The following is a 12,591-nucleotide window of genomic DNA, read 5'->3' as shown; positions in this document are numbered from 1 at the left end:
ATCTTCAGTCGATTCTTGAGATCAATCGTGCTGCTTATGACATGCTCGTCGGCACCTACAAGGGAACGACCGGGATACGTCAAGAGAGCGCCAAGAAATGGCTGACGGAACGGCTTACGCAGCCAACTGCGACGGCCCACCCGACGGCACTGGACATCGGCTGCGCCGACGGAACCCACTCGCGCGTCCTGTCCGCGCTGGGCTATGCGGTCACCGGAGTCGACTTCTCGGCACCCATGATCGCCGCGGCCCGCGAGCTCTCGGACGACCCGACCCTGCCGCACAAGCCCCGGCTGCTGCACGGCGAGTTCCTGGCGGGCCGGTACGTCGACGACCAGGGTGCGGAGGCGCCGCTCGACGGAGAACGGTTCGACCTCGTCCTCGCCACCGCTTTCGTCCACCTCTTTCCGCCGGAGGCCGACGACGACGCCGTGCGCAAGGTCCTGCGCCACGTCGCCCCGGGTGGCACCGCCCTGATCTCCACGACGGCGGACGCGGCGGACCGGCAGGGCCTGGAGATCAAGGCCGGCGCGGACGGACTGACGGCCCAGCGTTGGCGGAACCACTACACGGCCGAGTCCTTCACGTGGCTCGTGGGGGAGGCCGCCCGCGACGTCTACGGGGTCAAGGTCCCGGTCCACCCCTGGAAGATCACCGACCCGGACGTCAACGGCAAGGTCTGGATCGACGTCGCAGTGGACCGGCCCCGCCTGACCGGATCTGCTCAGACCTCCTGGAACCCGCGGTAGACCGCCGTCCGGAGCTCGACCGCGTAGGGCCCCAGGGCCGGCATGCCAAGACGCTCGGCGGCCGCGATCTCGGCCTCGATGTCATACGGCACCCGGACGAACTGGAGCCCGAACGGCGCCTGGCCCGGCTCGTCGACGACCCCCTCCAGGATCGCGTAGCTCGGGACCGGCTCGTCCAGCGGATTGCCCACGCTGCCGACGTTGAACAGGGTGCGCCCTCGCTCGACCTCCACGAAGGCGTCATGGATGTCGCCGTAGCCGACCATGGACGGCACCGGGCCGTCCCCCGTCATCGCCGTGTTCGCGAACATCCCCGCGAACTCCTCAGCCGTGTGCGCGGCGCGCACCCGCACGTGCGGGCTGGTCGCCGACGCGTGGAACAGCCGGATGTGCCGCCCGCTGACCAGCAGGTCGTGGCTCATCGGGAGCGCCCTCAGCCAGTCGCGCTGATCCTGGCGCAGCTCGTCGCGCCACCAGATCATCTCGGGGGCCGACTCGTCGCTCCACACGGGCAGGTCGTCGTCCCAGTTGCCTCGGATGTTGACGTCGCACACCTTGTCGCACCGGTCGACGACCTCGCCGCCTCGTGGGCCCTTCCCCACGAAGTCGCCGAGGTTGATGATCCGGTCGACACCGCGCGACTCGATGTCGTCGAGCACCGCATCGAGTGCGGTGAGGTTGCCGTGCACGTCACTGATCAGGGCAATTTTCTCCAAAGGCACACACCGGATAGTGCCACATCCCGGCCTGGTGCCGCCCGGTTTCACGTCGCCCGGTTTCAAGCGGACCGCGGGTCCTCCTCGCCCAGCGCGAGCCCCTCGTCCCCGCGTCCCAGCGCCCGCGGGCGGCGTTCGGCCGGCACCGGGTGCCCGACGGCCAGGGAGAGCGAGTGCAGAACGTGGTGCAGGATCGGCGGGTTGAGCTCGTCCTCGTCGTCGTACCGCGTCAGGCCGATGCCGAGCCGCTCGATCGACTTCCGGTAGAGGTGGAACTCCACGTAGCCCGAGGCCTCCGGCGTGCCCGGGTCCCGGATCGAGCCGCTGTACTGCACGGTGGTCCGGTAGGTGTGGATGTTCAGCTGCCCCCGGCCCTCGGCGTTGATCTCGCGCGCCAGCCCTTCCAGCCGCTCGTGCGCCTGCCGGACCTGCCCGATGAAGGCCTCGTCCCGGTCGTAGTACCCGTCGATGGTGGCCGCGATCGCGGGGTGGTCGAGGAGCCACTGCGGGTCGACCTTGATGACGTCAATGTCCACGCCCCGGTTCACCGTCGCCCGGATCAGGTTGGAGTCACGCGCGAGCCTCGTCATGCCGAACCCGAAGACCACCACCTGGCGGCGTGCGGACCTCCAGATCTCCAGCGACGCGTTCCGGTGCTCGCGGTCGGCGCTGACCCACTCGATCCCCCGGTACTGCCGCAGCTCGTTCAGCAGCCGCGCCCGCTCGAGATCGGCCTCCCGCTCCACCCGCTGCCGGACGGTGATCGTCCGCTCGAACAGGTACACGACCGCGATGACGACCGTCGCGACGCCGGTGCACCAGACGATGGGGATCGTCACCCTGGGCGGCATCACGTCGGGAATGAAAGTAAGAACGAGGTTGGACATCGCGCCGAGCGCGACGACCAGGAGACTTCCCCGAGCCCATCCCTGCATGTGGACCACCCCCAGGATTCGCGCGCACGACCTGGTATCACCAATCCGATTTTAAAGCAACGAATCGGTCAAGTCCAGATAATACTGGAACATAGGTTTCGCCGGAAAACTGCCGCGGGCACGCGGGAGCCGGACCTCAAGCCGTCGTGAACCCGACCAGCTCGTCGGCCTCGCCCCTGGCCTGCTGCGCCTCGGCGAACCGCCCCTGATCGTGCAGCGCGAGCGCCAGCACGCGCAGCGCCGCCGCGAGGCTCGGCCGGTACTTCGGCGTGTTCTCCGCGACGAGGTCCCTCAGGAGCGCCACCGCCTCGCTCGCGGGCGCCAACGCCTCGTCACCGAGCTTGAGGACGGCGAAGATCGAGCTCAGGTTGGTCAGCGACCGCGCCAGCCGGGGACGGTAGCGGTGCGGGTCGGTGCCGACCAGCTCGCGCCACGTCCTGGTCGCCTCGCGCTCCGCGTTGAGCGCGTCCTGCGGGCGGTCCAGCCTCGAGTGGGTGACGCCCAGGGCGGACAGCGCCTCGGCGAGCTCGGGCACGTACCGGCAGGGGTTGTCGGCGGCGAGCCGCCGCTGCACCCCTACCGCCTCCTGCTGCAGCTCCAGGCCCTCGGCCCGCCTGCCGAGGCCCGACAGCTGCGTGCCCAGCGCCCGGAGCGAGTGCGCGAGATCCGCCAGGTAGCGGCCCGGGTTCTCCTCGGCGGTCCGACGCCGGATCTCCACCGCCTTCTCGAGGTAACGCAGCGACTCCACGCCCCGGCCCTGGTCCGTGAGCACGCTGCCCATGACCTCGAGCGAGTCGCCGAGCCCCGAGAGGTGCTCGTCGGGATCGGCGTGGGCCAGTCGCCGGCGGATCTCCAGGGACTCCTCGGCGACCGGCAGTGCCTCCGCACCCCTGTCGAGCTCCAGCAGCCGACGAGCCACGTTCATCAGGGACAGGGCCAGCGCACCCGTGAACCGGTCGGGGTTGCGGCCGGCCAGCCCGCGCCAGAGCTCCACCGCCTCGCGGCTCGGCGCGAGCGCGGACAACGGCTTCCCCAGCTCCGCCAGCGTGACGGCGAGGTTCGACACCGCCGTCGTCAGGTCGAGCGTGACGACGCCGGGGTGGTCGGCGTCGACGAGCCGGAGCAGGCCGACCGCCTCCTCCTCGCACCGCAGCGCGTCCTGCGGCCGCCCCTGGTCGGACAGCGTCGCGCCCAGGTTCGTGAGCACGGCGGCCAGGCGCGGCCGGAACCGGTGCGGGTCCTGCTCCACGAGCCCACGGAACAGGGCGACGGCCTGCCGCTCGTACCGTTCGGCGTCGGCGGACCGGCCCACCTCGCCGAGCGCCACCCCGACGTCCCGCAGTGCCTCGGCGCGGCGCGCGCGGTCGCCGTCCGGGGTCGCGGCGAGGGTGCGCAGCGTGAGCTCGGCGCGCAGCTCGCCCAGCGCGAGCGACGGGTGCGGGAGCGCGCCGGAGACGGTACGCAGCACGTGACCGTCCTCCGGGAGCGCGGCGACGGCCGCCCCGAGCTGGTCGAGCGCGTCGCTCAGGCCCGCGGACCGCCTGTCGAGCCGCTCCACGGCCATGCCCGCGGTGCGCAGGGCGGCCCGCCTGACCGACGGCGCCGCCGCTCCCGCCAGGCACACACCGAGCAGCTGCGGCGTGTCGGTGAGCTCGCCCAGCAGGTGCGGGTCGACCAGGCGGCGGGGCAGCGCCCGGTGCGGGTCCAGCCGCACCAGCCACCGCCCGATGTCGGCCTCCGCGCCCGGCCGCACCCCTGGTACGACGTCCGCCACGCGCCGCACGAGGTTCTCCGCGGCGTCCGCGGTGCGCACGCCGGTGAGCGTCGCGGCCGCGACCAGGGAGTCGATGGCCTCGGGCAGGAACCCGGCCTCACCCAGCAGCCCCGCTTCCTCGGCCGAGCGGAACCAGGTCCAGCGCTCGTGCTCCAGCAGCTCGTCGAGGGCGTCCGACACGTCGACCGGCAGCACGCTCCGTGGCCCGCGCACCTGCGTCCGCATGACGGCGCACAGCGCGGCCGCGTGCAGGTCGAGCATGCGGGCACCACCGGGCACCGACCCGACGGCCACCCGCGGCACGGGGATCCCGAGGGCCTGCGCGTACGGCTCCACGAACGCCGTGACGAGCCGCGCGTCCACCTGTCCGGGGATCACCTGGGCGCCCAGGTCGTCACCGGCGCGCGCCGGTTCGAGCAGCGCCCGGACCGCCAGCCCCGCCGCGGTCAGCCGGTTGAACCACGGGCCGACGTCGCGTGCGACCAGCAGGATCCGGAGCGCCCCGTTGCGGCCCCGCGCGGCCGTCCGCAGCAGCTCCGTGAGCGCCGGCCCGCGCGTCTCGGCGTCGTCGAGCAGCAGGAGTGCGGGGGCGCCGTCGGGGACGGCGGGCAGGGCCGCGGGTTCCGCGCCGTCCGGCACGTCGAGGCAGGTCCAGCCGGCGTGCGCCATGGCGTGTGCCGCCTCGCGGGCGAGGCGGGTCTTTCCGACACCGCGCGGGCCGGTGACGAGCTGGACCGCTACCGCCGCCGGACCCGTGCACCAGTCGAGGAGCGCGGCGAGCTCGGCGGCCCGGCCCACGAACGGCACCGTGCGCCGGGCCGGCGCGAGCAGCCTTCCGGGCGACAGGAGGTGTGTGACCGTCGCGCCTGGTGGTGACGTCAGCATGGACACGACGTCAGTGAACCCCAATCCCGTGGGGACCGGATATCACACCCAGATCGGCCACCGAGGTCGGCTCATGGTGTGCGGCTCAGGCGCTCCTGCTCCTCGGCGAGGATGGTCCGTGACAGCGACGTCTCGGACGGCGGCGCGACGTCCACGGCCGACGGCGAGGCGTCGGTGATCTCGGACTGGCGGGCGAACTCCTCGAACAGTGCCGACTTGGAGCCGAGGATCTCCATCATCCGCTGGTCCACGGACTGCTCGACCAGGAGCCGGTGCACCTGCACGGTGCGCGTCTGGCCCATGCGGTGGGCGCGGGCGACGGCCTGCGCCTCGATCGTGGGCTTGACCTGTGGCTCGCAGAAGATGACGACGCTCGCGGCCTGCACGTTCAGCCCCACTCCCCCGGCGGTGATCTGGCTGACCAGCACCGACGGTCCGCCGGGCTCGGAGAGCGCGTCCACCATCGTCTGCCGGTCCGGGACGGGCACGGACCCCGTCAGCGGGCCGACCGCCAGGTCGCCGAGCAGGTCCATGACCTGCTCCAGGACGGACAGGAAGTAGGAGAAGACGATGACGCGGCGGCCGCCGTCGACCGCCTCGGTGACGAGCTCGCGCAGGCGGACGAGCTTCGCGGACTCATCGGCGTCGGACACCGCGAACGCGGCCCGCCGCATCGCCATGAAGTTGCCCGCGAGGACTGCTTCCCGGTAGGCGGCGCCGTCGACCGGGCCGAACTGCTCCCACTCCTCGACCTGCACCATCTCGGGCAGCTCGGTGAGCACGTCCTCCTGGTTGCGGCGCAGGTAGGCGGGCGCGACGATCCGGCGGAAGGCCCGCGCGCCGGACAGGTCCGCGTTGGGGTCGAGCTGTCCCGCGACCTCGGGCTGCAGGTAGCCGACCATGTTCCTGAACTCGGCGACCTTGTTCTCCATCGGCGTGCCGGACAGGAACAGGACGCGGTCGGAGCGGTCGGCCCAGCGCCGCACCTCGCGGCCGCGGATGGTCTCGGGGTTCTTCACGTAGTGCGCCTCGTCCACGACCATGAGCGCCGGCCGCAGGTCGTACGGCAGGTCGAGCCTGCCGAGCACCTCGAACGTCGTGATCGCGACGCCGCCGCGCTCCAGCCAGGCCGCCGCGGCCCTCTCGCGGTCGTTGCCGTGCATGACGACGGCGGTCAGGTCGGAGTGCTGCTCCACCTCCCGCTTCCAGTTGGTGACGACGCTCGCCGGACAGACCACCAGCACGTGCGTGCCGCCGGTGGCCACGAGGTGCGCGGCCACGGCTATCGACTGCATGGTCTTGCCGAGGCCCATCTCGTCGCCGAGGATCGTGCGGCGCTGCACCAGCGCGTACTTGGCGCCGAACTGCTGGTAGCCGCGCAGGTTCGCGCGCAGCAGGGTCCGGTCCAGGGGCTGCGCCTCGACCCGCCGCACGACGTCGGCGGGCAGGCCGCCCTCGGCCGCCTCGTGGTCGTCGCCCAGGTCCACGACCTGCGACAGGAGGCCGTAGTACTCGGCCGACCGGGCCTCGAAGTCCGCCCACACCTCCCCGCCCTCCGGCGGCTGCCCAACGGCGGCGCGCACCGCCCGCGCGTCGTCCGTCAGCCGCGCGAGCGCCACCTGGTCCGCGAGCGCGGAGACCGCCGCGAAGGCCGCGGCCTTGCGGTCGGCGGGCGCCACGAGGCGCCGCCAGAGGCTCGTGGCGAGGCCCGCCGGCTCCAGCTGCTCCGGCACGACGGCGGCCACGCGGCGCGCCTCGTCCAGGTGCCGGTGGCGGGCGTCGGTCGCCAGCCCGAACGCGTACAGGGTCTGGACGAGGACCGTCGCGTACGGGTCGTCGGGGTCGACGTCGATGCGGAACCGCAGGTCGGCGTCGACCTCGTCGGCCAGCTCGCGGGCCGCGGACGTGGCCAGCTTCGCGGTTCCGGCGCCGATGCCCGCCTCGACGAGCCGGTCGGTCCCCGCGACGAGCACCTGGGTGACGTGCGCGAAGCCGGCCTTCTCCAGGACTGTGACCCGGAGCTTCTTGCGCCGGTCCTCCAGGGCCGTGACGCCGACGGTGCGCAGGACCGCATGGACGCGCACCTCGCGGGTCGCCGTGTAGGCGTCGCGGACGCGCTCGCGCAGGCCGACGTCGGCGGTGGTGAGCAGCCGGGCGTCGTCGAGCAGGCCGTGCGCCTGCTCCACGATGCGGCGGGCCGCTCGCACCTTCCACGGTCGGGGTGGTCCGGCGGGGGCAGCTGGTGGGCTGGGGAGGGTCGTCTGCTCGGTCATGGCGCTGCGAGCGTACCCGGATGGTCTGACATGCCCGATTTACGACGGGTCTATCTTGGGTGCATGACCAACGAGCAGAGCAGCCGGACGAGCAGGTTCGGTGGGACCACCGTCACCACCGTCGAGGAGCTCCGCGAGATCATCCCGCCGCCCCTGGGCCCGGCCGCGGGCAAGGTGCGCAGCTCCCTGCACGACCTGGACCGGCAGTGGCTCGAGGCCGCGCCCCTGTGCCTGGTCGCGACGTCGGACGCCGACGGCAACCTGGACGTCTCCCCCAAGGGCGACCCGGCGGGCTCGCTGGTGCGCATCCTGGACGAGCACACGATCGCCATCCCGGAGCGTCCGGGCAACCGGCGCACCGACGGGTTCCTCAACGTGCTCGCCAACCCGCACGTGGGCCTCATCTTCGTGATCCCCGGCCGTGGCGACACGCTGCGGGTCAACGGCTCGGCCCGCGTAGTGCGCGACGCGCCGTACCTCGCGGGCCTCCAGGTGCGCCACAACCTCCCGGTGCTCGCGCTCGAGGTCGACATCGAAGAGGTCTTCCACCACTGCTCCAAGGCGTTCCTGCGCTCCAAGACGTGGGACCCCGAGACCTGGGACCTGGAGACCGTGCCCCGCCGCGCCGTCATCGCGCACACCCTGGAGCGTCCGGAACAGACCCTCGCGCAGGTCGAGGCGCACTACGGCCCCCAGTACTCGGAGACGATCTACGGCTGAGCCAGATCTACGGCTGAGCTACGGCGCGGGATCCATCTTCAGCATCGCCCGCACCGGTGCCACGCACTCCAGCGTGACGTCCGGCCGGTGCACCTCCGGGCGCGCATCCCACATCTCGCGGGTCATCCGGTACCGGTTCTCCGTGGCGGCCTCGCCCTTCCTGTCCACCACGCCGACGCCGTTCGGCGCGTAGCCGAGCGACCGGGTCACCCCGTTGGACTCCGGGTTGTCGTCGAAGGCCTCGGTCCGCGCGTCGACGGCGTCGAACCCGTGGAACAGCAGGTGCAGCGCCATCAGCCGCATCCGCTTGCCGATGCCCTGGCCGTGGTGCACCAGGCCGAGCCACGAGCCGGTCCCCGCGGACCGGGTCACGCCGAAATCCGTGGCGTTCACGCTCTGGACGCCGATCGGCTCGCCGTCGCGGAACACCGCGAGCTCCAGCGCCCACGCGTCCGGCGACATCTTGCCGCGCGACGACCAGTGGTACTGCAGAAGATTCCGCCGCACCTCGTCCCGCTCGCCGGCGTTCCACGGGAAGAGGAACGGGCTCCGCTCGGGCGGGTGGATACCGGCCACCGCGACGTCGGCCAGGTGGAAGAGCTCGGCGTCGTCGGGCAGGCGCAGCTCGAGGTCGCCGCAGACGACCCGGAGGCCGAAGGGCGGGAAGGCGCTGGCGAGGTCCATGCGCAGACGGTTCCAGGTCCGGTCCGTGCCGGGCAAACTCAATTCCTGCTGCACTCCTGCTGCGCGACCCGGGAGGCGAGGTACGCCCCTGTGGCAGGTGCCAGGCCTGCTGAATTCTGTTCGGCACAGCCCCGTCAAGTTCGCCCCAGCTGAACTGTTCGGTTGCGCCGGATCTGCCGTAGCCCAGGTGAACGCAGTTCAGCGGACCTGGCACCTGCCACAGGGGTATACGTTGCCCGGCGCCTGCCCGGCAACGAGCGAAGGCGCCTGACCTCCAGCCCTGTGGACGACCGCCGACGCTGGACGGACGCAGGCGGCACCCTGGTCCCATGGCACGCACCAACTACGACCCGCTGGAGCGTCACCCGCTCTTCGACGGCACCCTGGACCCGGACATCGACGACGAGGCGGCACCCGAGGTCCGGCCGCGGCCCGCCCCGAACCTGTACCGCGACGGGCTCGCCCTCGTGTGTGCGGCGGCGATCCGGTTCGAGGCAGCCCGGCGCGGACTGAGCCAGATGCAGATCGCCGCCGAGGTCGGGCTGTCCCGCGCGGCCGTCTCCGACCGGTTCCGCGGCAAGACGGCCTGGACGCTGGATCAGCTCGGTGTGATCGCCCTGCTCTTCGGCTGCGACGTCTCCGTGCTGGTCAAAGAGCCCCGCAAGCCAGCGCGGGACGTGGCCGGGAACTACTGGTGAGCAGGTCTCGACAGGCTCGACCACCAGGAAGGCTCGACCACTAGGCCGGGCCGAGTCATTCCAGAGTCGCGTCCGCCGCGCGCCGGGCGACCACGCCGAGGTCGCCGTCGGCCTGCGCCGCCCAGGAGCGCTGGCGCGAGGCGCCGTCACCACCTGACCAGAGGACGCCCAGCAGCTCGGTGACGGTGTCGAGGTCGCCCATGTCCGCGAGAGCGTCGCGGACATGGTCCACCAGTGCGCCGACGACGTCGTGCGCGGGGGCCGGCCGCCAGGTCCGCGGGTCGACGAGCTCGCCGGACAGGCCGGACCGCCCCGCCCGCCAGAGCGCGGTGCGCAGGATCTCGACCGGGACGTCGGGTGCGGGCGAGTCGGCCGCGCGCGCGGCAGTCTCCACGAGCCCGCGGGCAAGCGCGGCGAGCAGCGTCGCGGTGTCCGCGGACAGGCACACGTCGGCCACCCGGATCTCGACGGTCGGGTAGCGCGCGGACAGGCGGGCGTCGAAGTAGACCATTCCCTGGTCCAGGATCGTCCCCGTCGCGACCAGGCCCTCGACCGCCGAGTGGTACGCCTCCGGCGTGCCGAACACCCGCGTCGGGCCTGCCGTGGGCCAGCGGGACCAGACCTGCGAACGGAAGCTCGCGTACCCGGAGTCGTCGCCCATCCAGTACGGCGAGTTCGCGGACAGGGCCAGCAGCGGGGCCAGCCAGGGCCCGATGCGGTCGAGCACCGCGACGCCCTCGACGTCGCTGGCCACCCCGACGTGCACGTGGCACCCGCTCGTGAGCTGCTCCCGGGCGGTCAGCCCGAACGCGGCGCGCGCCGTGAGGTACCGGAGCTTGCCGACCGTCGTGCCGGCGAACGCCAGGGGCGAGGTGCCGAGCGCCGCGATACGCGCGTCGTGGCGCTCGGCCGCCGCCTGGGCGCCGGCCCTGCCCTCCCGGATCGCGGCGGCGATCTCCTCCAGCGTCGTGCGCGGCGGCGTGGCCGTCTCGATCTGCTCTTCCATGAACTCGTGCTCGAGCGGCCCGTCGGCCGGCTCCGCGCTGCCGAGCACGTCCTGCGCCCGCGCGATCGGCGCACCGTCGTGCCCGACCAGCATCAGTTCCTCTTCGACGCCGACGGTCCGCCTGGTCACTGTTCTCCTGTCGTTCACCGAGGATGTGCCGTTCACCAGGGAAGTCTCACACGTCTCCCGATCAGCTCGCCCCTCACACCAGCGCGAGCGCCGCGAGCGCGTCGCGCGTGGCGTCGGCGGCGGTCATGCGCTGCGCCCTGACGATGTGGTCACGGCTCGCGTGGTCGAGGAAAGCCACCGGCAGGCCCACGTGGACCTGCGGTGTCCCGATGCCCTGCTCGCTCGCGCGCTGCGCGAGCATGTCGCCCACGCCGCCGTCGACGACGCCGTCCTCGAGCGTGACCACGAGCTCGTGCTCGCCGCACAGCTTGACCAGGTTCTCCGGCACGGGCAGCACCCACGTCGGGGACGCGACGGTGACCGCCAGGCCGTGCGCCGCGAGCGCCTCGCCGGTCTCCATGGCACAGCCGGCCATCGAGCCCACGCCGACCACGAGCACCCGCCGCGCCGACTCGTCGGTCGAGACCCCGCCCACGGGAGAGAACCGCCCCACGACATCCACGCCGTCGAGCTCCTCGACAGCCGGGATGTCGTCGCCCACGGCGCCCTTGGGGTACCGGACCACGGTGGGCGCGTCGTCGACGTCGACGGCCGCACGCAGCGCGCCGCGGAGCGTCGTCTCGTCGCGGGGCGCGGCCAGCCGCAGGCCGGGCACGATGCGCAGCATCGCCATGTCCCACATGCCGTTGTGGCTGGCGCCGTCGTCGCCGGTGATGCCTGCGCGGTCGAGGACGAAGGTGACGCCCGCCTTGTGCAGGGCGACGTCCATGAGGACCTGGTCGAACGCCCGGTTCAGGAAGGTCGCGTACACGGCGACGACGGGGTGCAGCCCGGCGAACGCCATGCCGGCGGCCGAGGTCACCGCGTGCTGTTCGGCGATGCCGACGTCGAACGTGCGCTCCGGGAACTGCTCCTGGAACGGCGCGAGCCCGACGGGGTGCAGCATGGCGGCGGTGATGGCGACGACGTCGGGCCGGCGGCGGCCGATCTTGACGATCTCGTCGGCGAAGATCTTGGTCCAGCCGAACCGGCTGGCCGCGACGGGCAGCCCGGTCTCGGGGTGGATGACGCCGACGGCGTGGAACCGGTCGGCGATGTCCTCCTCGGCGGGCTTGTACCCGCGGCCCTTCTCGGTGATGGCGTGCACGATCACGGGGCGGCCGTACGCCTTGGCGCGGCCGAGAGCGCGCTCGAGGGCCTCTTCGTCGTGGCCGTCGACGGGGCCGATGTACTTGATGCCGAGGTCCTCGAACAGGCCCTGCGGCGCGACGACGTCCTTGAGGCCCTTCTTCAGGCCGTGCAGCCAGCGCCAGGCGAAGCGTCCGGGCGCGCCGGAGCGGTGCAGCGCCCGGGTGCCCCAGCTCAGGACGGCCTCGTAGCCGCCGGAGGTGCGCAGCGTGTCGAGGTGGTTCGCGAGCCCGCCGATGGTCGGCGAGTAGGACCGGCCGTTGTCGTTGACGACGATCACGAGCCTGCGGTCCCGGCTCTCGGCGATGTTGTTCAGCGCCTCCCAGGCCATGCCGCCCGTCAGGGCGCCGTCGCCGATGACCGCCACGACGTGGTCGTCCTTGCCGCGCACCTGGTTGGCCTTGGCGATGCCGTCCGCCCAGGAGAGCGCGGTGGAGGCGTGGGAGTTCTCGACGATGTCGTGGGGCGACTCGGCGCGGCTCGGGTAGCCCGACATGCCGCCGCGCTTGCGCAGCTCCGAGAAGTCCTGGCGGCCCGTGAGCAGCTTGTGCACGTAGGCCTGGTGTCCGGTGTCGAACACTATGGAGTCACGCGGCGAGTCGAAGACCCGGTGCATGGCGATGGTCAGCTCGACGACGCCCAGGTTCGGGCCGAGGTGACCGCCCGTCCGCGAGACGCTCTCGACGAGGAATCGACGGATCTCCTCCGCGAGCTCCGGCATCTGGCCGGGCGTCATCGCCCGGACGTCCTCGGGCGAACGTATGTCGCTCAGCAGGCCCATGCTCGTCCTTTCGTCATGCCCCTCAGCAGGGGAATCGGGGCCCCACTCTAAGG

10 protein-coding genes are annotated in these 12,591 nt (G+C 72.4%); 3 read left to right on the top strand and 7 right to left on the bottom strand.

Going from position 1 to position 12,591, the window contains the following annotated elements; all coding sequences use genetic code 11:
- Positions 1 to 41 precede the first annotated feature (41 nt).
- Positions 42 to 749, top strand: a complete 708-nt coding sequence (locus ACNYC2_RS08470) for a class I SAM-dependent methyltransferase (RefSeq protein ID WP_419706598.1) — start codon at positions 42 to 44, stop codon at positions 747 to 749.
- On the opposite strand, the gene ACNYC2_RS08465 is transcribed toward ACNYC2_RS08470, so the two are convergent.
- From ACNYC2_RS08465 to ACNYC2_RS08450, 4 genes are all read right to left on the bottom strand, one after another.
- A complete protein-coding gene (locus ACNYC2_RS08465; RefSeq protein ID WP_419706597.1) occupies positions 725 to 1,471 on the bottom strand; it encodes a metallophosphoesterase family protein in 747 nt (248 codons plus the stop codon). The two genes, ACNYC2_RS08470 and ACNYC2_RS08465, sit on opposite strands and share 25 nt — an antisense overlap.
- Before the next feature lie 56 nt (positions 1,472 to 1,527).
- Positions 1,528 to 2,400: a hypothetical protein gene (locus ACNYC2_RS08460; protein ID WP_419706596.1), complete on the bottom strand. Its 873-nt coding sequence runs from the start codon at positions 2,398 to 2,400 to the stop codon at positions 1,528 to 1,530.
- Positions 2,401 to 2,536: 136 nt separating this feature from the next.
- A complete protein-coding gene (locus tag ACNYC2_RS08455) occupies positions 2,537 to 5,059 on the bottom strand; it encodes a tetratricopeptide repeat protein (protein ID WP_419707794.1) in 2,523 nt (840 codons plus the stop codon).
- A gap of 71 nt (positions 5,060 to 5,130) precedes the next feature.
- Positions 5,131 to 7,332 (bottom strand): DEAD/DEAH box helicase, encoded by a 2,202-nt coding sequence (locus ACNYC2_RS08450; RefSeq protein WP_419706595.1) that lies wholly within the window; start codon positions 7,330 to 7,332, stop codon positions 5,131 to 5,133.
- 63 nt (positions 7,333 to 7,395) lie between these two features.
- Here ACNYC2_RS08450 and ACNYC2_RS08445 point away from each other — a divergent pair, with 63 nt between their 5' ends.
- Complete coding sequence (locus tag ACNYC2_RS08445; protein WP_419706594.1) at positions 7,396 to 8,052, top strand: MSMEG_1061 family FMN-dependent PPOX-type flavoprotein; 657 nt, start codon at positions 7,396 to 7,398, stop codon at positions 8,050 to 8,052.
- Between the two features lie 18 nt (positions 8,053 to 8,070).
- On the opposite strand, the gene ACNYC2_RS08440 is transcribed toward ACNYC2_RS08445, so the two are convergent.
- On the bottom strand, positions 8,071 to 8,736 hold the full coding sequence (locus ACNYC2_RS08440) for a GNAT family N-acetyltransferase (protein WP_419706593.1): 666 nt from the start codon (positions 8,734 to 8,736) through the stop codon (positions 8,071 to 8,073).
- A gap of 329 nt (positions 8,737 to 9,065) precedes the next feature.
- Here ACNYC2_RS08440 and ACNYC2_RS08435 point away from each other — a divergent pair, with 329 nt between their 5' ends.
- The gene (locus tag ACNYC2_RS08435) at positions 9,066 to 9,434 is read left to right on the top strand and encodes a helix-turn-helix domain-containing protein (RefSeq protein ID WP_419706592.1); all 369 of its coding nucleotides are present in this window, start codon (positions 9,066 to 9,068) and stop codon (positions 9,432 to 9,434) included.
- A 55-nt stretch (positions 9,435 to 9,489) separates the two neighbouring features.
- Here ACNYC2_RS08435 and ACNYC2_RS08430 read toward each other — a convergent pair whose 3' ends face one another.
- Together ACNYC2_RS08430 and dxs are read right to left on the bottom strand one after the other, a co-directional pair.
- On the bottom strand, positions 9,490 to 10,569 hold the full coding sequence (locus tag ACNYC2_RS08430) for a carboxylate-amine ligase (RefSeq protein WP_419706591.1): 1,080 nt from the start codon (positions 10,567 to 10,569) through the stop codon (positions 9,490 to 9,492).
- A gap of 73 nt (positions 10,570 to 10,642) precedes the next feature.
- On the bottom strand, positions 10,643 to 12,538 hold the full coding sequence (gene dxs, locus ACNYC2_RS08425) for a 1-deoxy-D-xylulose-5-phosphate synthase (protein ID WP_419706590.1): 1,896 nt from the start codon (positions 12,536 to 12,538) through the stop codon (positions 10,643 to 10,645).
- Positions 12,539 to 12,591: the final 53 nt, after the last annotated feature.

Origin of the sequence: Promicromonospora sp. NFX87, from assembly GCF_048564965.1 — a bacterium.
Taxonomy (GTDB): domain Bacteria; phylum Actinomycetota; class Actinomycetes; order Actinomycetales; family Cellulomonadaceae; genus Promicromonospora.
This window is presented reverse-complemented; position numbering and strand designations above follow the sequence as displayed.

Excerpts from the sequence above, each read along its gene's own strand:
- ACNYC2_RS08435 (WP_419706592.1), top strand. The coding sequence starts at position 9,066 with ATGGCACGCACCAACTACGACCCGCTGGAGCGTCACCCGCTCTTCGAC.
- ACNYC2_RS08470 (WP_419706598.1), top strand. The coding sequence starts at position 42 with ATGCTCGTCGGCACCTACAAGGGAACGACCGGGATACGTCAAGAGAGC.
- ACNYC2_RS08440 (WP_419706593.1), bottom strand. The coding sequence starts at position 8,736 with ATGGACCTCGCCAGCGCCTTCCCGCCCTTCGGCCTCCGGGTCGTCTGC.
- ACNYC2_RS08450 (WP_419706595.1), bottom strand. The coding sequence starts at position 7,332 with ATGACCGAGCAGACGACCCTCCCCAGCCCACCAGCTGCCCCCGCCGGA.
- ACNYC2_RS08455 (WP_419707794.1), bottom strand. The coding sequence starts at position 5,059 with ATGCTGACGTCACCACCAGGCGCGACGGTCACACACCTCCTGTCGCCC.
- ACNYC2_RS08445 (WP_419706594.1), top strand. The coding sequence starts at position 7,396 with ATGACCAACGAGCAGAGCAGCCGGACGAGCAGGTTCGGTGGGACCACC.
- dxs (WP_419706590.1), bottom strand. The coding sequence starts at position 12,538 with ATGGGCCTGCTGAGCGACATACGTTCGCCCGAGGACGTCCGGGCGATG.
- ACNYC2_RS08460 (WP_419706596.1), bottom strand. The coding sequence starts at position 2,400 with ATGCAGGGATGGGCTCGGGGAAGTCTCCTGGTCGTCGCGCTCGGCGCG.